Origin of the sequence: Xanthobacter sp. YC-JY1 (genome assembly GCF_021730305.1) — a bacterium.
Lineage (GTDB): Bacteria > Pseudomonadota > Alphaproteobacteria > Rhizobiales > Xanthobacteraceae > Xanthobacter > Xanthobacter flavus.
Genome location: NZ_CP032674.1, coordinates 2,958,620 through 2,974,073 on the forward strand (window position 1 = coordinate 2,958,620; position 15,454 = coordinate 2,974,073).

17 protein-coding genes are annotated in these 15,454 nt (G+C 69.0%); 11 read left to right on the forward strand and 6 right to left on the reverse strand.

Annotated elements, in window-relative coordinates; genetic code table 11:
* Positions 1 to 35: 35 nt before the first annotated feature.
* The gene (locus tag D7006_RS13785; protein ID WP_229644081.1) at positions 36 to 806 is read left to right on the forward strand and encodes a haloacid dehalogenase type II; all 771 of its coding nucleotides are present in this window, start codon (positions 36 to 38) and stop codon (positions 804 to 806) included.
* Here the strand turns inward: D7006_RS13785 and D7006_RS13790 are convergent.
* The 5 genes from D7006_RS13790 to D7006_RS13810 all read right to left on the reverse strand — a co-directional run bounded on the left by D7006_RS13790 (position 784) and on the right by D7006_RS13810 (position 4,875).
* Positions 784 to 1,611 carry an anti-sigma factor gene (locus D7006_RS13790; protein ID WP_237353429.1) on the reverse strand — a complete coding sequence of 276 codons (828 nt, stop codon included), beginning with the start codon at positions 1,609 to 1,611 and terminating at the stop codon, positions 784 to 786. The genes D7006_RS13785 and D7006_RS13790 overlap by 23 nt on opposite strands.
* Positions 1,608 to 2,252 carry a sigma-70 family RNA polymerase sigma factor gene (locus D7006_RS13795; RefSeq protein ID WP_237353430.1) on the reverse strand — a complete coding sequence of 215 codons (645 nt, stop codon included), beginning with the start codon at positions 2,250 to 2,252 and terminating at the stop codon, positions 1,608 to 1,610. The genes D7006_RS13790 and D7006_RS13795 overlap by 4 nt, the downstream gene beginning before the upstream one ends.
* 163 nt (positions 2,253 to 2,415) lie before the next feature.
* On the reverse strand, positions 2,416 to 2,763 hold the full coding sequence (locus tag D7006_RS13800) for a plastocyanin/azurin family copper-binding protein (protein ID WP_237353431.1): 348 nt from the start codon (positions 2,761 to 2,763) through the stop codon (positions 2,416 to 2,418).
* A gap of 68 nt (positions 2,764 to 2,831) precedes the next feature.
* Positions 2,832 to 3,800, reverse strand: a complete 969-nt coding sequence (locus tag D7006_RS13805; protein WP_371744947.1) for a metallophosphoesterase — start codon at positions 3,798 to 3,800, stop codon at positions 2,832 to 2,834.
* A gap of 127 nt (positions 3,801 to 3,927) precedes the next feature.
* On the reverse strand, positions 3,928 to 4,875 hold the full coding sequence (locus D7006_RS13810) for a LysR family transcriptional regulator (RefSeq protein WP_229644084.1): 948 nt from the start codon (positions 4,873 to 4,875) through the stop codon (positions 3,928 to 3,930).
* Between the two features lie 136 nt (positions 4,876 to 5,011).
* Between D7006_RS13810 and D7006_RS13815 the strand changes: the two genes are divergently transcribed.
* The 7 genes from D7006_RS13815 to mtnK all read left to right on the forward strand — a co-directional run bounded on the left by D7006_RS13815 (position 5,012) and on the right by mtnK (position 11,302).
* Positions 5,012 to 5,575, forward strand: a complete 564-nt coding sequence (locus D7006_RS13815) for a carboxymuconolactone decarboxylase family protein (protein WP_237353432.1) — start codon at positions 5,012 to 5,014, stop codon at positions 5,573 to 5,575.
* 139 nt (positions 5,576 to 5,714) lie between these two features.
* Entirely contained in the window at positions 5,715 to 6,362 is a 648-nt protein-coding gene (locus D7006_RS13820; protein ID WP_237353433.1) for a pyridoxamine 5'-phosphate oxidase family protein, read from the forward strand.
* Positions 6,363 to 6,460: 98 nt separating this feature from the next.
* Entirely contained in the window at positions 6,461 to 7,279 is an 819-nt protein-coding gene (locus tag D7006_RS13825) for a TIGR04282 family arsenosugar biosynthesis glycosyltransferase (protein ID WP_237353434.1), read from the forward strand.
* A 38-nt stretch (positions 7,280 to 7,317) separates the two neighbouring features.
* Positions 7,318 to 8,385 carry a radical SAM protein gene (locus D7006_RS13830; protein WP_169124229.1) on the forward strand — a complete coding sequence of 356 codons (1,068 nt, stop codon included), beginning with the start codon at positions 7,318 to 7,320 and terminating at the stop codon, positions 8,383 to 8,385.
* Entirely contained in the window at positions 8,386 to 9,126 is a 741-nt protein-coding gene (locus D7006_RS13835; protein WP_237353435.1) for a glycosyltransferase family 2 protein, read from the forward strand.
* Between the two features lie 9 nt (positions 9,127 to 9,135).
* Complete coding sequence (locus D7006_RS13840) at positions 9,136 to 10,026, forward strand: nucleoside phosphorylase (RefSeq protein WP_237353436.1); 891 nt, start codon at positions 9,136 to 9,138, stop codon at positions 10,024 to 10,026.
* 13 nt (positions 10,027 to 10,039) lie between these two features.
* A complete protein-coding gene (gene mtnK, locus D7006_RS13845) occupies positions 10,040 to 11,302 on the forward strand; it encodes an S-methyl-5-thioribose kinase (RefSeq protein WP_237353437.1) in 1,263 nt (420 codons plus the stop codon).
* Between the two features lie 16 nt (positions 11,303 to 11,318).
* On the opposite strand, the gene D7006_RS13850 is transcribed toward mtnK, so the two are convergent.
* On the reverse strand, positions 11,319 to 11,789 hold the full coding sequence (locus tag D7006_RS13850) for a PRC-barrel domain-containing protein (protein ID WP_237353438.1): 471 nt from the start codon (positions 11,787 to 11,789) through the stop codon (positions 11,319 to 11,321).
* 116 nt (positions 11,790 to 11,905) lie between these two features.
* Here D7006_RS13850 and D7006_RS13855 point away from each other — a divergent pair, with 116 nt between their 5' ends.
* The 3 genes from D7006_RS13855 to D7006_RS13865 are packed head-to-tail and all read left to right on the forward strand — an operon-like array spanning position 11,906 to position 15,410.
* Positions 11,906 to 12,571: a cytochrome b/b6 domain-containing protein gene (locus D7006_RS13855; protein ID WP_237353439.1), complete on the forward strand. Its 666-nt coding sequence runs from the start codon at positions 11,906 to 11,908 to the stop codon at positions 12,569 to 12,571.
* 15 nt (positions 12,572 to 12,586) lie between these two features.
* Entirely contained in the window at positions 12,587 to 13,378 is a 792-nt protein-coding gene (locus D7006_RS13860; RefSeq protein ID WP_237353440.1) for a molybdopterin-dependent oxidoreductase, read from the forward strand.
* A 19-nt stretch (positions 13,379 to 13,397) separates the two neighbouring features.
* Complete coding sequence (locus D7006_RS13865; RefSeq protein ID WP_237353441.1) at positions 13,398 to 15,410, forward strand: hypothetical protein; 2,013 nt, start codon at positions 13,398 to 13,400, stop codon at positions 15,408 to 15,410.
* The last annotated feature ends 44 nt before the right edge of the window (positions 15,411 to 15,454 follow it).

Here is a 15,454-nt window from a genome sequence, read left to right on the forward strand (position 1 = left end):
CCCGCGCCCCCGCCCTCCACGACAGGACGCCGCCCATGATCCGGGCCTATGTGTTCGATGCCTATGGCACGCTGTTCGACGTCCAATCGGTCAGTGCCGTGACCGATGCGGCCTTCCCCGGCCATGGTGAGATCATCACCCAGGTGTGGCGGATGAAGCAGCTGGAATACAGCTGGCTGTGCTCGCTCATGGGTGATTATCAGGACTTCTGGTCCGTGACCCGCCGCGCCCTCACCTACACGCTTGGCATCCTGGGGCTTCAGCCCAGCGAGCGGTTGTTCGACGACATTGCCGAGGCCTACAATCGCCTCACGCCCTATTCCGATGCGGCCGAGGCGTTGGCAGGCCTGACGGGCGTGCGTCGGGCGATCCTGTCCAATGGGAGCCCCGCCATGCTCCAGGCGCTGGTGGGCAACTCGCCGCTCGCGCCTTTCATCGAGGACACCATCAGCGTCGATCCCAAGCGCTGCTTCAAGCCCGACCCGCGCGCCTACGAGTTGGTGGAGGAACGACTGGGCGTGAAGCCCGGCGAGGTGATGTTCGTCTCCTCCAACGGCTTCGACATCGCCGGTGCGAAGAGGTTCGGGTTCAACGTGGCCCGCATCTCCCGCGTGCCGCAAGCCGACCTCGCCGCCGAGCTTGCAGGAAGCGGCCCCTTGTCGGCATCCGCCTTCTACCGCGCCCTGCGGACGCAGGAGGAAGCCCTCGGCTATCCCCCGGACATAGTGGTCACGAGCCTGTCCGAGCTTGCGGCCCCTCCTACTCAAGGCGGAGGCCGGGAGCCTATTTCAGCAGCGCCTCGGTGAAGTCCTCCTGAAACTCTTTCAGCTCCACGGGATTGATGTCCGAGACAGCCCAATAGGACAGCCCCGCCTCGCTCCAGCCCAGGAGCGTATAGCCGTCGCGGCCCTTCACCGTGCGCGCGCCGGACGCGCCGGGCCAGACGAAGACGTTGATGACATGGCCGTTGCGGCGATAGACGAGGGCCGCGACCACCCGTCCCCCCACATAATCGAGCCGGCCGCCCACGAGCGGAAACCCGCGTGCGGCGAGGTCCACCACCGGCGGGGAGAAATCGATGCGGCCGCCGAACCACGGCTTCACCGTGTGCTGGTTGGACGACGCCACGTCGGTGAGATGGTCCGCGAGCAGGGATCGCACATGACCGGCGACTAACTCGTCCTCCAGGGCACCCCCGCGCGGCGGCAGCACTGCGATGACCAGCGCCACCGCCAGCACCGCAAGGGAGGGCACGAGGCTCCACCGCGCGAACCGTTCGCCCATCAGGGTGCGCCCCATACCACCCCTCAAGCGGCGCCACAGCGTAGCGGGGCTCCAGGCGGCCGGCGAGGCATTGGCCGCCTCCGCCGCGAGGGCAGCGACCACGCTCTCGCGCAGCCCCTCCGGCACCGGCCACCGCGCTTGCCCGGAGGCTAGGAGCGCATGGCTGCCTTCGAGCCGGCGCAGGTGCGCGGCGCAGGCCGGACAAGAGGCCAGATGCCGCTCCACCTCCAAGACGTGGACGGCATCGAGTTCCCCATCGAGGTAGGAATTGAGGAGCGCGTCCCACTCCGCGCAGGGTTCGGGCGCGCAATCCGTGCTTTCGCTCATCGCACCGCCTCCGCCCCGGCGGCGACGCGCTCCCACAGGTCGGCGAAATGGCGTCGCGCGCGGGAGAGACGCGACATGACAGTGCCCACCGGCACGCCCGCGACGTCGGCGATCTCGCGATAGGAGAGTTCATCCAGCTCGCGCAGCACCAGCACCTCGCGCAGGGGCTCGGGCAGCAGCTCGAGAATGCCGCGCACCCGGTCGGCCTGCGAGCGGCGCAGCAGGATTGTTTCCGGCGTCTCGCCGTCCACCAGCAGATCGAGCGCGTCTTCCGCTTCGCTGCCTTCTTGTGCGGCCACCGCGTCCGGCGCGCGGCGCTGCATCTCACGGCGCCGGTGATCGCGCCAAGTGAGGTGGCAGTTGCGCACGATGGCGAGCAGCCATGCCCGCGCGCTGCCGCCCTTGAAATCGGCGAAGGCGCGATAGGCCCGCAGATAGGCGTCCTGCACGATATCCTGCGCGGCATCAGCATCGCAGGTGAGATAGCGGGCGAGGGTATAGGCCGCATCGAGATGCGGCAGCACGCTGGTGCGGAAGTGCGCCGCCTCAGTTGCGGTCAGCGGCCGTCCGGGCCGCACGTCCTCGGCACGCCCGGCCGCGCCCTCCGACGGAGCCGCGGCGACGGCGAAGAACGCGCGCACAGCTTCGGCGACGGCCCCGAAAACACCGCCTAGGACGCCGCGCCTGCCGTCCGCGCTCGGGCCACGACAAGGCCGCGCGCATGCCTGCGGGAAGGCCGCAATCGAGATCATCCCGTCTCCGTTCCGGATGGAGGGGGCAGCCGCAGCCGCCCCGGACCGGGCATCAGCCGCCCGCCTTCACGATGACCTTTCCGACCATGTGCGGGTGAAGGGAACAGAAATAAGAGTAATCTCCCGCAGTCGTGAAGGTGAAGGAGAACTTACCTTCCGTATCGAGAGCCTTCGACCGGAATGCCTGCTTCTTATCGACCACCGTATGAGGAATATCGTCATTATTGACCCAGGTCACCGTGGTGCCTGGCGTGACGGTGACTTCGGCCGGTGTGAAGGTAAAATTGTCGATGCTGACCGTGACATCCTCGGCAGCGGCCGGCGTCGCGAGGGCACCGAAGGCAAGACAGATGGCGAGGACCGCGACCTGAGGCGGAAGGGGAAGAGGCGACTGTTTCACAGATGAAGCTCCTGACGGATGACACCGGCCGCAGCCGGCCATGACGGAGGAAGGGCGACGGGGGCGGCTCAGCCTTCGAGCGGCGTGTCGATGATGGCGAGCGGCTCGGAGCCGCGGACGAAGTTGACCGTGGCGATGCCGAGATTCTTCTTCAGTTCGCCCGCCGGCAGCTTCAGCGGCCCGGGCGAGGGCGCGGTGCCGGGGGCGGGCTGCGGGAAGGCCGTGGACCGTGCGGTGTGGAAGGAGACATTGCCCTCCACCTTCTGCATCACCTGGTGGATGTGCCCGTTGAGCACCGTCACCGAGCCGAACCTCTTCAGGTAGGACAGGGCCTCCAGCCCATCGGCGGTGCCCCAGCCCCATTCGGGATAGACGGTCCACAGGGGGATGTGGGCGAACACCACGAGGGGTGTCGAGGACGGCAGGCCGGCGACATCGTTCTCCAGCCATTCCAGCTGCTCGGTGCCGAGATTGCCGAGGCCGCCCGCCTTCAGGTTCACCACGTTCACCAGCGCGATGAAATGCACGCCGCCATGGTCATAGCTGTACCAGCCGGCGCCCTTCGCGCCCTTGCCGTAGCGGTCGAGATAGGCCTTGCCCTGACCGTCGTCGAGGAGGTCGTGCTCGCCGGGCACGTAGAAGACGGGGATGCCGGCCTCCTTGATGATCTGATCGGCGTCGTCGAATTCCTTGTCCTTGGACAGGTGGCTGATGTCGCCGGTGTGGATCATGAAGGCGGGCTTCTCCTTCAGCGTCCGGATGCGGGCAACCGCCTCCCGCAGCGTGCCAAGCGCATCCGGATTGGCGGCCTTGTCGAAGCCCACATGGCTGTCGGAAATCTGCAGGAAGGTCAGCGCCTTCTGCGGCTCGGCCGCGAGCGCGCGCCCGAGACCGACGCCGCTCGCGACGCCGCCGGAGATGGACCACAGGATGCCGGTGCCGGCCCAGGTCATGCACTCAAGGAAGCCGCGCCGGTCGATGCCGTCAGCATCAAGGCGCGGGGCGGTCTCGGAGGACGGCCGTTCGTGTCTGCTCATGGATCTCTCCGCATGGCGCCGGGGGCTCCCGGCGCTGCGACCGCGCACCCATATGGAGCGGCGCGGTCGAAGCGTGGGCGTCACCTCAGGGCGTCCCACATGGGCAAAGACCGGGGAGCGAGCCGGTTTATTCCCGACCGGAGAGATTTTTTGCGGCGGATGACACCGGCAAAGCGGCGAGCCGGCTTCGCAGGCGGGGCACGGTGAAGGTCACGAAGGCCCGCAGCTTAGCCGCCGGCAGGCGCGCCTCGGGATAGACGATGGCCACCGGCAGGGGCGGGCCTTCATAGTCCTCCAGCAGTAAAGAGAGGCGCCCGGCGGCCACCGCCTCCTCCACCTGATAGGAGAGCACGCGCGTGATGCCGCGCCCGCGCACGGCCGCGTCGATAGCCGCCTCGGCACCGTTCACCACATAGTGCGGGCGTACCGTCACCTGCTTGCGCGAGCCGCCTCCAGGACCAGGCGCGAAGCTCCAGATGGAATTGTCGGTGATCTGGGAGAAGGAGACGATGCGGTGGCCGGCGAGGTCCGCCGGCACCTGCGGCATGCCGTGGGCGGCGAGATAGGCGGGGCTGGCGCAGACCACGCGGCGCACCTCTCCCACCCGGGCGGCGACAAGGCTGGAATCCGGCAGGTGTCCGATGCGCACTGCCGCGTCGTGGCCTTCGTCGATCAGGCTCACCACGCGATCCACAAGCAGCAGGCGCGCTTCCAGCTTCGGGTTCGCCTCCAGCAGGTCCTCCACCAGCGGCGCCACATGCAGCCGGCCGAAGGTGACGGGCGCAGTCAAGGAGAGGAGGCCGCGCGGGTCGGTGCGCTCGCCGGCCGCGAGCTGATCCGCCTCGGCGAGTTCGGCGAGGATGGCGCGGCAGGCTGCGAGATAGCGCTCGCCGGCCTTAGTGAGGTGCAGCGCGCGCGTGGTGCGGTGAAGGAGGCGCGTGCCCAGCCGCTCCTCCAGCAGCGCCACTGCGCGCGTGATCGCTGCCGGCGAGCGCCCGAGCCGCCGCGCCGCGCCAGCAAGGCTCCCCTCGTCCAGCGCGGCGACGAAGGCGGTCATGGCGTCGATACGGTCCATCGCCTGATTTCAGATAATGAAACAATAGCTTTCAAATTATAGCCGTTCTGCACAAGAGCGGGAAGCCCTAGCTATTGGTCACCGGGCCGCGATGAAACGACGGCCCGCCCCGAAGCGAAATGCGAAAGGCGCGCCCGTGAACCACTCTTCGAGCCGCATCCCGGCCCTCGATCCCGCTACCACCACCGGCAAGGCGAAGGACCTGCTCGCCGCAGTCCAGGCGAAGTTCGGCGCCACCCCGAACCTCTTCAAGGTCGCCGCCAACGCCCCCGCCGCTCTGGAAGGCCTCATCGGCCTGTCCGGCGCGCTGGGCGGCGGCGCGCTGCCGGCGAAGATGCGCGAAAGCCTCGCCATCGCCGTCGCCGAGGTGAATGGCTGCGACTATTGCCTCTCCGCCCACACCCTCATCGGCAAGGGCGCCGGCCTCTCCGACGCCGATATCACCCTGGCCCGCGCCGGCCGCGCGGCTGACAGCAAGGCGGAAGCCGCCATCGCCTTCGCCCGCGCGGTGGTCTCGCGCCGCGGCCAGGTGAGCGATGCGGACCTTTCCGCCGCCCGCGCCGCCGGCCTTGATGACGGCGCGCTGGTGGAGGTGGTGGCGCACGTCGCCGTGAACATCTTCACCAACTACCTCAACAACGTCGCCGGCACCGAGATCGACTTTCCCGTGGTGCGCTCCGGCACGCCGCGGGCCGCCTGAGGCCTGCGGCCGGCATCCGAACGCGCTCCACCGGACGAACCGCCCCTCAAACGGCGGAGCGTGGGCGGGTGCCAGCCGAAGCCTCACAGCCGGGCCCCTCAGGGGGCCCGGCACCTTGTGCTTTCAGAAGGAGGCTGTCATGTCCGAACCCCTTACAATCACGCCCTCCAGCGATGTCGCCTTCACGGCGGCGGTGAAGGCGGCGCAGCAGGCGCGCGGCTCCCGCCAGGCCTATGCCCGCGTCGAGGCGCGCGGCGGCTTCCGCACGGAGCTGACGCCGGATTTCGTGCAATTCCTCGGCGGGATCGACACCGCCTTCCTCGCCACCGCGAATGCCGACGGCCAGCCCTATGTCCAGCATCGCGGCGGGCCGAAGGGCTTCATCCGAGTCCTCGACGCGCACACCCTCGGCATGGCGGATTTCAGCGGCAACCGGCAGTACATCACGGTCGGCAATGCCTCGGAGAACCCGAAGGCCTTCCTCTTCCTGATGGACTACACCCACCGCCGCCGCATCAAGGTGTGGGGCGAGCTCTCCGTGGTGGAGGGCGATGCGGACCTCGTGGCGCGCGTGATGCCGGAGGATTACGGCGCCATTCCCGAGCGCGCCTTGCTCTTCAAGGTCTCGGTCTGGGACATCAACTGCCCGCAGCACATCCCGCAGAAGATCGACGCCCCGCTCGTCGCCGCCGCCCTGCAGGAGCGCGAGGCGCGCATCGCCGCGCTGGAGATGGAAGTCGCGCGCCTGCGCGGCCTGGTCGGCGCGGGCGATGCCGCAGGTACGTGAAGCAAATCCCCCGTTCACTCGTTCGTGATCGACGTAACGGGAGCCGCTTCCGCCGCGAATTCACTCACAGACAAGCAAAACCAGAACGGGGACGAGCCATGATCGACCTGCGCGAGGGCGTGCGCACACGCGCCCCGGGGTCTGGAGACCTGTGCGCCATCGCCGTGATGGCGAAGGCGTCCGCACCGGGCCGCACCAAGACCCGGCTCTGTCCGCCGCTCGATCCCAGGGAGGCGGCGGCGTTCAACACCGCCTTCATCCAGGACATCGTGGGCAACATCCTCGCCGCCGGGCGAATGGCGCCCGTCACGCCCTACGTGGCCTATGGGCCGGCGGGGGCCGCGCATTTCTTCGATGCCGTGCTGCCGCCGGGCGTCGGCCGGATGGAGGCAGTGGCCCCCGACTTCGGCGCCTGCCTGACGATGACCCTCGCTCACCTCTTCGACCTCGGACATCCCGCAGCGGCCGTATTGAATGCCGACAGCCCGACATTGCCCCCCGCCCTGCTCGCGGAACTCGCCGATGTGCTGGCCCAGCCCGGCGACCGCGCGGTTCTCGGCCCGTCCACGGACGGCGGCTATTACGTACTCGGCCTGAAAGCGCCGCACTGGCACCTGTTCGCAGACATCGACTGGAGCACTGAGCGCGTCTTTGAGCAAACGCTGGCCCGCGCCGCCGAGATCGGCCTTCCCGTCCATGTGCTGCCGCCCTGGTACGACGTGGACGATGCGCAGGCGCTGCGCCTGCTCCATGGCGAGTTGATCGCAGGCGTCCCCTTCGGCACCGCGCCCCTCGCCCGCGGCGCGGCGCGCAACAGCGCGGACCTGCTCCGGCGCCTCCTCGCCCAGGGACGCCTCGCCGAACGGCTCGGCCTGCCCGTTGCCGATATCGATGCTCCCTGCCGCCGCGCCTCCTGATCGCGGCCGCCTCCCCCTTCCAGCAACGGATCCTGACGATGAACGCTCTCACCCCCGGCGCGCCCGCCGTCTCCCGCCGCTATTTCGAGCGGGCGGAAACGGACCGCACCAGCGTGCCGGTCCGAAAGCCGGTTTGCCTCTATCTGGAGACCACGAACCGCTGCAACCTGCTCTGCACCACCTGCCCGCGCACCTATGAGGAGCTCGAGCCGCCGGCGGACATGAGCTGGGAGCTGTTCACCTCCATCGTGGACCAGATCCCCGATCTCGAACGCTGCGTGCTGCATGGTGTCGGCGAGCCCATGCTGGTGCCGGACCTCGACCGCATGGTCCGCTATCTCAAGGACCGCGGCACCTACGTGCTGTTCAACACCAACGGCACGGTGCTGACCGAGAAGAACGGCCGGGCGATGATCGCCGCCGGCCTCGACGAATTGCGCGTCTCCCTCGATGCCGCCAACGCGCATTCCTACCGCGCCATCCGCGGCAAGAACTACTTCGACCGCATCCTGAAGAATGTGCGCGCCTTCCGTGACCTTCAGGAGCGCGAGGGCCACACCAATCCCCGCGTCTCCGCCTGGCTGACGGGCCTCAAGGAGACGATCTCCGAACTACCGGACTTCGTGCGTGTGGCGGCGGAGCTGGGGGTGCGGGAAGTCTATCTTCAGCGCCTCGTCTTCTTCGAGCAGGAGGCCATCGGCCGGGCCCGCCCGGACCAGGCGCTCTATGAGCAGATCAACACCGACGAGGCCGCCTATATCGCCGAGGCGGCGCGGGTGGCGGCGGAGCTGGGGATGGTTTTCTCCGCCTCCGGCGCGGCATCCGAGCCCGGCATGAGCCTGAAGCGGCCGGAGGAAGGCTCGCCCTGGTCCATGTGCCGGCGGCCGTGGACGGTGATGTACTTCACCGCCAACGGGCGCGCCCTGCCCTGCTGCATCGCGCCCTTCTCCCAGCGCGGCTACGAGAACTACACGCTGGGCGATGCGACAACCCAGTCGCTGTCCGACATCTGGCACGGCGACGCCTACAAGGCGTTCCGCGCCGGCCTCCTCTCCGAAACGCCGCCGGCCGCCTGTGCCAATTGCGGCCTGCGCTGGAGCCTCTAGATGGCCCGCGCAGGCGCTCCGAGGGTCGCGCTCGTCATCCCGACGCTGAACGAGTCCGAGGCCATTGCCGGCACCCTCGCGGAGATTCCGACCGGCGTCGTGGATCTCGTGGTGGTCGCCGATGGCGGCTCCATCGACGGCACGCAGGAGATTGCGGCGGCGGCGGGGGCCACCGTGCTCGCCTCCGGCCGCGGCTTTGGCCGTGCCTGCCTGGAAGGCGTGTGCGAGGCCCGCGACGCCGACATCATCGCCTTCATGGATGCGGATGGGGCGGACGACCCTGCCTTCCTGCCGGCGCTGCTGAAGCCGCTCGTCGATGGGAAAGCCGACTTCGCCATCGCCTCCCGCACCCGTGGTGTGCGCGAGCCCGGCGCCATGGCCTGGCATCAGGTCGCGGCGGGGCGCGCGGCGGGCTTCGGCATCCGCGCCCTCTACGGCGTCGCCTATTCGGACATGTGCACCTTCCGCGCCATCCGCCGCGACGCGCTGGTCGGTCTCGGCATGCGGGAACTCACCTACGGCTGGAACATCGAGATGCAGATGCGCGCCGCCCGCGCCGGGCTCGCCATCGTCGAAATTCCCGTCGCCTACCGCCGCCGCAGGGGCGGCGTCTCGAAGGTCGCCGGCAACCTCTCCACCACCCTGACCGCCGGCACCCGCATCGTCTCCACCTTCCTGCGGGTCGCGACCGGAAAAGCCCCGCCAGCGGCCACCCCCGCCGTCGCGCCGAACAAGATGTGAGTGATCGCCATGCTGCTGCAGCCCCTCGACGAAGCCGACGACATCTCGCGCATGCGCGCCGTGCCTGTACCCTCCAGTTTCCTGCCGTCCGGTTTCCTGCCGCTGATCGAGCGGGCGGACCATCGCGCGCCGTCGGTGTTCCGGCCCGAGAACATGATGCGCGAGGCGCGCCGCCAGAAAGGGCTCGACGCCGGCCCGGTGCCGCGCGTGGTGCTGCTCGATCCCGACGGCGACATGGTGGACTATGTGCGCGCGCATTTCGGCGCCGTCCGCTCGCCCTACTGGGCCTGCTACCACACGGACATGTGGACGTGGGAGGTGGAGGGCCTCTCCTTCGGCATCGTCGGCTATGCGGTGGGGGCGTCCTTCTCCGTGCTGGTGGCGGAGCAGGCCTTCGTCTGCGGCTGCGAGCTGCTGATCTCGGTCGCCTCGGCCGGGCAGATCGCCGAGCACGCGCCGCCCTCCTACCACATCATCATCGACCGGGCGCTGCGCGACGAGGGCACGAGCTACCACTACCTGCCGCCCGCGCCCTTCGCCCCGGCGGACCCGGAGGTCATCACCATCGCCCGCGCCGCCTGCAGCGAGGAAGCGGGGCCGGTGCTGACCGGCGCCACCTGGACCACCGACGCCCCCTTCCGCGAAACCGAGGCCGCCATCGCGCGTCGCAAGGCCGAGGGCCTGCTGGCGGTGGAGATGGAAGCCGCCGCGCTCTACGCCTTCGCCCACGCGCAGGCCAAGCCTGTGCTGTGCCTCGCCCACGTCACCAACCAGCTCGGCCGGGTGCATGGCGACTTCGAGAAGGGCGACCACAACGGCGCCGCGCGCTCCATCGCCCTCGCCGCCGGCTTCGCCACCGCCTGGATGGCGCACTGCGCCGAAACCGTTTCCCTGCGCTGAGAGGACGGCCCCGATGCTCGACCGCACCGCCTATCTCGCCCTCGACGCCGTGAGCCTGCCACGCCGCCTCGGCGGACGGCCGGAGCTTCTGGACCGGCTCGGGCCGGCCGAGGCCTGGCAGGTGCGCGAGGTGGGGGACGGCAACCTCAATCTCGTCTTCATCGTCGAGGGGCCAAAGGGCTCCATCGTGGTGAAGCAGGCCCTGCCCTATGCCCGCGTGGTGGGCGAGAGCTGGCCCATGTCCCTCGACCGCGCCTTCTTCGAGCACGAAGCGCTCTCGCGCCTCGGCGCGCGCGATCCCGGCCGCACGCCGGAACTCATCGTCTTCGATCCCGCCCAGGCGATGCTCGCCATGGAGCACCTGACCCCGCACAAGGTGGCGCGCCGCGCTTTCATGGAGGGGGAGGAGCTGCCGCTCCTCGGCACGCATCTCGGGCTCTACCTCGCCCGCACGCTCTTCCGGGGCTCGGACTGGTCCATGCCCACGACGGCGCGCAAGGCCGATCTCGCCTTGTTCGCGGGCAATGCGGAGCTCGCCGGTATCACCGAGGAACTGGTCTTCTCCGACCCGTTCAAGGCCGCCGCCCTCAACCGGCACACGCCGGGGCTCGAAGACATCGCCGCCGCCTTCCGCGCCGACCGCCCGCTGAAGCTCGCGGCAGTGGAGATGAAGGCGCGGTTTGCGACCTGCGCCGAGACGCTTCTGCATGGCGACCTGCACACCGGATCGGTGATGGCGACGCCCACCGACACGCGGGTGATCGACGCCGAGTTCGCCCTCTATGGCCCCATGGGCTTCGACGTGGGCGTATGCCTCGCCAACCTCTGGATGGCCGCCTTCGCGCAGGAGGCCCACCGCACCGACGCGCGGGCGGCGGCTACCTATTGCGAATTCCTGCTGGCCACCGCCGGCATCCTGTGGCGGACCTTCGAGGCGGAATTCTCCCGCCTCTGGGCGAGCGAACGCACCGGCATCCTCGGCGGCGCCGACCTGTTCGAGGCGCAGGGGGACGAGGCCGGCGCGAAGGCGGCCCTGACGACCCATCTCACGTCGGTCTGGCAGGATGCGCTGGGCTTCGCCGGCATGGAGATCAGCCGCCGCATCCTCGGCCTTGCCCACATAGCCGAGTTCGAGACCATCGCGGACATCGGCCTGCGCGCGCGACTGGAACGGCGCGCCCTCGCCTTCGGCCGGCACCTCGCGCTAAACCGGCGGCAGATCCCCTCCATCGAGGCGGCGAACCTCCTCGCGGAAACGCAAAGGGCGCGGCCATGACCGCACCCTTTCCCGATCAGCGCCGGGTGATGGCGATGCGGATGATGTCGTCCGCCGACACGTTCTGGCCCGCGCCCGCCGTCCAGGAGGCGAGCTTCGGCAGGTCGTCGCGGGGGATGTCGAGGAGCGCGATCTGCCGGCCGAGGATCGCCACCGTCTCGATGGGCACCGGCACCGGACGTCCGCCACGGCCGAACCAGCCGCCCACCGGCACCACGAGCACGATGCCGCCCTCGGGTGTGCGCGCCACCTCGGTGACGAAGCCCAGTGTGCGGTCATCGAAATCGAGCAGCGGCAGGCCCACGAGATCGCCCACCCGCACCTTCTGGGGAAAACGCTCCGCCATCCGCTCGGCGGGGGTGAGGTCGTCCTCCCCCGGCGCGGTCTGTGTGTTGGCGTGGGGTGGACCGCCCGCGAAGGCCGGCGCGCTGATACCGGCCGCGCCGAGAACAAGGGCGAGCGCAAGAACAGAACGACTTGGGCGCATGAAAAGACTCCATGTTCGTTTATCTGACGATATACATCGCCATATACGATCCGCGGTCAATATTTATTACACGATCCAAAACTAAATATAATAAACCCGAAGCAAGAGTGATGCACATGAAAGAACATACATCAAGACGCATGCATCCGCTTGCCTTGCGGATCATGCACTGGACCAACGCCATCGCCATGATCGTGATGATCGGCAGCGGCTGGAAAATCTACAATGACGAGGTGATCTTCGGCTTCCTGCACTTCCCGCAGCCGATCGTGCTCGGCGTGTGGGCCCAGCACGCGCTGCAGTGGCACTTCTTCGGCATGTGGGTGCTGGTGCTGAACGGCCTCGCTTATCTCGCCTACGGCATCGCGACCGGCCGCTTCGCCCGCCTGCTCTTCCCCATTCGCCCGCGCGAAGTGATCGCCGAGGCCGTCGCCGCTTTGACCTTCCGCCTCAAGCACCAGGATCTGACCCACTACAATGCGGTGCAGAAGGTGCTCTATGTGGGTGTCATCACCATCATCGTGGTGCAGGTGGCCTCCGGCCTCGCCATCTGGAAGCCGGTGCAGTTCTCCGGGCTCGTCTCGATGTTCGGCGGCTTCCAGTCCGCACGGCTGATCCACTTCCTCGGCATGGCGACCATCGTGCTGTTCATGGTGGTGCACGTGGCCCTGGCGCTGCTGGTGCCGAAGACGCTGCTCGCCATGTTCACCGGCGGCCCCCGCCTGCCCGACCCCGCGCCCCTGCACGCCGATGGCGCGCCCGCGCCCGATCCCTCGCGCTGACCTGAGGCCACGCAAATGTCCCTCCGCTCCTTCTTCCGGCCAAACCGGACCTCCATTGCGCGACCCGACCAGAGCCTCATGGTCGAGAACCGGGCCCTTCTCGAGCGTATCGACCGCCGCAAGCTGCTGCGCGGCTCGCTGAGCCTCGGCGCGCTGTCGCTCCTCGCCGGCTGCGACATCTCCAATCGCGAAGAAGTCCAGGGGGTTCTACGAACTGTCTCCGACTTCAACGACGGCGTGCAGGCCGCTTTGTTCGACCCGAAGCGGCTCGCCCCCACCTATTCCCGCGACCTCGTGGTGAAACCGCCACGCTTCAACGCCTATTACGAGATCGACGAGGTGAAGCCGGTGGACCTCTCCACCTGGAAGCTGGAGCTGTCCGGCCTCGTGAAGGACAAGCGGCCGTGGACGCTGGATCGCGTCAATGCCCTGCCGCAGCAGGAAGTGATCATCCGCCACATCTGCGTGGAGGGATGGGATTATATCGGCCAGTGGTCCGGCCCGAACCTGAGGGATTTCCTCACCCGCGTGGGCGCGGATCTCTCGGCCAAATACATCGCCTTCTACGGCAATGACGACTACATGGAGAGCATAGACATGGCCTCCGCGCTCCATCCGCAGACCATCCTCGCCACGCATTATGCGGGCGAGCCCATCACAGACCCGTTCGGCGCGCCCATGCGGCTGCGCACGGCGGTGAAGCTCGGGTTCAAGAATCCCAAATGGATCCGCGCCATCGAGGTGACCAACACCTACCCCCTCGGCTTCTGGGAGAAGCAGGGCTTCAACTGGTTCGCCGGCCTGTGACGGCCGGCGCCGCCCGCTAATGGTGTCCCTGCCGAGCCTTCTCTCGTGCATCCCGCTGGCGCTCCTCCTGTGGGTCACGCCGGGCTGGTTTCTGGCGCGCGGACTGGGCCAAGGCCGAACGGCGGCGCTGGCGCTGGCGCCCGCGCTCGGCTGGGCGACGCAGAACCCCGCCGCCCTCGCCCTGGCCCATCTGTTCGGCCTTTCGCCCGCCGTGGTCATTGGATCGGCGGCGCTGGTGAGCCTGTGCGCGCTCGCCCTTCCGCGTGCCTCGGCTGGAGCGCGATTTCCCGTACTCGCGCTCGCCTTCGCCGGGCTGCTAGCGCTGGTGCCTATGCTGGGCGTGCTGCCGAAGGTGATGCCGGACGGGGTCATCGCGCTCGCCTCCCCCATCTACGACCACGCCAAGATCATCCTGATCGACGAGATCGCACAGAACGGCACCATCCCACCCGCCAATCCGGTGTTCGGGGCAGGCGGCGCGGCGGGGACGGTGGCCTATTATTATCTCTGGCACTTCGGCGCGGCGGAACTCGCCATCCTGTCCGGCGCGCACGGCTGGGCGGCAGATGCGGCGGCCACCTGGTTCACCGGCTTCGCAGCGCTCGCGCTGGTAGGGGCTCTCGCCTTCCGACTGCGCCCCGGCATGTCCGCCCCACTCCTTGCGCTCCTCGCCGCATCGGCGGGCTCGCTGCGGCCGGTGGCGGCGGCGCTCTTCGGCGGGGCGCGGGTGGATTTCGCGCTTGAACCCGCCTCGGGCCTCGCCGGCCTCCTCTACCAGACGAGCTGGAGCCCGCATCATGTCGCCTCCGCCACGGCCTGCGTGACCGCGGTGCTGCTGATGGCACGGTTGCGCACGGGCTCCGGTGCCGGGCCAGGGGCGGTGATTGCGGGGCTGATCGGGCTCGCCGCAGCAGCGGCCTTCGGCAGTTCCCTGTGGGTGGGCGGCGTCACCTTCGCGATGGCGGGGACGACGGCGGCGCTGGTGCTGGCATTCTCCCGCCCGGCGAAGGGCCGCCTGCGCTTTCTCGCGGCGCTCGCGGGCGCGGCGCTCGTGGCGCTGGTGCTGGTCGCCCCTCTGCTGGTGGCGCAGATCCATGCGGCGGCGGCACGGGGCGGCGGCACGCCGCTTCAGTTCGCGCCCCTGCCCGTGCTCGGCCCCGGATGGACGGAAGCCGCACGCGCGGTGCTCGATCCCCTCGCCTATTGGCTGGTGCTGCTGCCGGTGGAATTCCCCGCCAACCTGTTCGCGGGGGTGGCGGGCCTCGCTCTCGTGCTGGCCGGGCGCACGGGCGGCAAGCCGGCCCGGCGGCTCGCGCCGCCACTGGCGGCGCTGGCGATTGTCGCGCTGGCGGTGAGCGCCACCCTGCAGAGCACGGCGGGAGAGAACAACGATCTCGGCTGGCGCGCCGTGCTGCCCGCCATTCTGGTGCTGGCAGCCTTCGCGGGCGCGGCACTGTCGGCGGCACTGTCTTGGGCCGTGCAATCGATGCGCGCTCGGCAAGGTCGCGTCGGTCTCGCCGTCGGTCTCGCTCTTGTTGCTCTCGGACTGCCGGACACCTTCGCCCTCACCCACCGCAACATCGTGGGCGAACCGAGCACAGACGGCCGCGTCTTCGCCGACGACCCGGCTCTGTGGCGGGCAGTGCGACGGGAGATCGGTCCTGAGGTGCGGATCGCCAGCAATCCGGCGCGGCTGGAAAAGCTGACGCCCTGGCCCATCAACCTGTCGTGGGCCCTCCTGTCGCGCCGCCGCTCGTGCTTCGGCGGGCCGGAGATGGCGCTCGCCTTCGCCCCACTCTCGGCGGCGGAGCGCGCTGAAGCGGCGATGCTCTTTGAACGGGTTTTCGCTGGCACCGGAACGGCGGAGGACGTTGCGACCTTGCGCCGGACCTTCGGCTGCGGCGCCATCGTCGTCACCGCGCAGGATGGCGCCTGGAGTGCCGATCCCTTCGCGTCCAGCCCGCTCTATCGGCTGGTGGAGGAAGAAGATGGTCGGTGGCGCATCTATGTGGCGAGCGAGCCCGTGCGCTGACACCCTCCTGAAACGCGAAAAGCCGGCCGCGATGGGAAACCACC

Bases quoted from the DNA above. Each gene is read 5' to 3' on its own strand.
- D7006_RS13785 (WP_229644081.1), top strand. From the start codon at position 36: ATGATCCGGGCCTATGTGTTCGATGCCTATGGCACGCTGTTCGACGTC.
- D7006_RS13790 (WP_237353429.1), bottom strand. From the start codon at position 1,611: ATGAGCGAAAGCACGGATTGCGCGCCCGAACCCTGCGCGGAGTGGGAC.
- D7006_RS13805 (WP_371744947.1), bottom strand. From the start codon at position 3,800: ATGAGCAGACACGAACGGCCGTCCTCCGAGACCGCCCCGCGCCTTGAT.
- D7006_RS13810 (WP_229644084.1), bottom strand. From the start codon at position 4,875: ATGGACCGTATCGACGCCATGACCGCCTTCGTCGCCGCGCTGGACGAG.
- D7006_RS13820 (WP_237353433.1), top strand. From the start codon at position 5,715: ATGTCCGAACCCCTTACAATCACGCCCTCCAGCGATGTCGCCTTCACG.
- D7006_RS13825 (WP_237353434.1), top strand. From the start codon at position 6,461: ATGATCGACCTGCGCGAGGGCGTGCGCACACGCGCCCCGGGGTCTGGA.
- D7006_RS13830 (WP_169124229.1), top strand. From the start codon at position 7,318: ATGAACGCTCTCACCCCCGGCGCGCCCGCCGTCTCCCGCCGCTATTTC.
- D7006_RS13835 (WP_237353435.1), top strand. From the start codon at position 8,386: ATGGCCCGCGCAGGCGCTCCGAGGGTCGCGCTCGTCATCCCGACGCTG.
- D7006_RS13840 (WP_237353436.1), top strand. From the start codon at position 9,136: ATGCTGCTGCAGCCCCTCGACGAAGCCGACGACATCTCGCGCATGCGC.
- mtnK (WP_237353437.1), top strand. From the start codon at position 10,040: ATGCTCGACCGCACCGCCTATCTCGCCCTCGACGCCGTGAGCCTGCCA.
- D7006_RS13850 (WP_237353438.1), bottom strand. From the start codon at position 11,789: ATGCGCCCAAGTCGTTCTGTTCTTGCGCTCGCCCTTGTTCTCGGCGCG.
- D7006_RS13855 (WP_237353439.1), top strand. From the start codon at position 11,906: ATGAAAGAACATACATCAAGACGCATGCATCCGCTTGCCTTGCGGATC.
- D7006_RS13860 (WP_237353440.1), top strand. From the start codon at position 12,587: ATGTCCCTCCGCTCCTTCTTCCGGCCAAACCGGACCTCCATTGCGCGA.
- D7006_RS13865 (WP_237353441.1), top strand. From the start codon at position 13,398: ATGGTGTCCCTGCCGAGCCTTCTCTCGTGCATCCCGCTGGCGCTCCTC.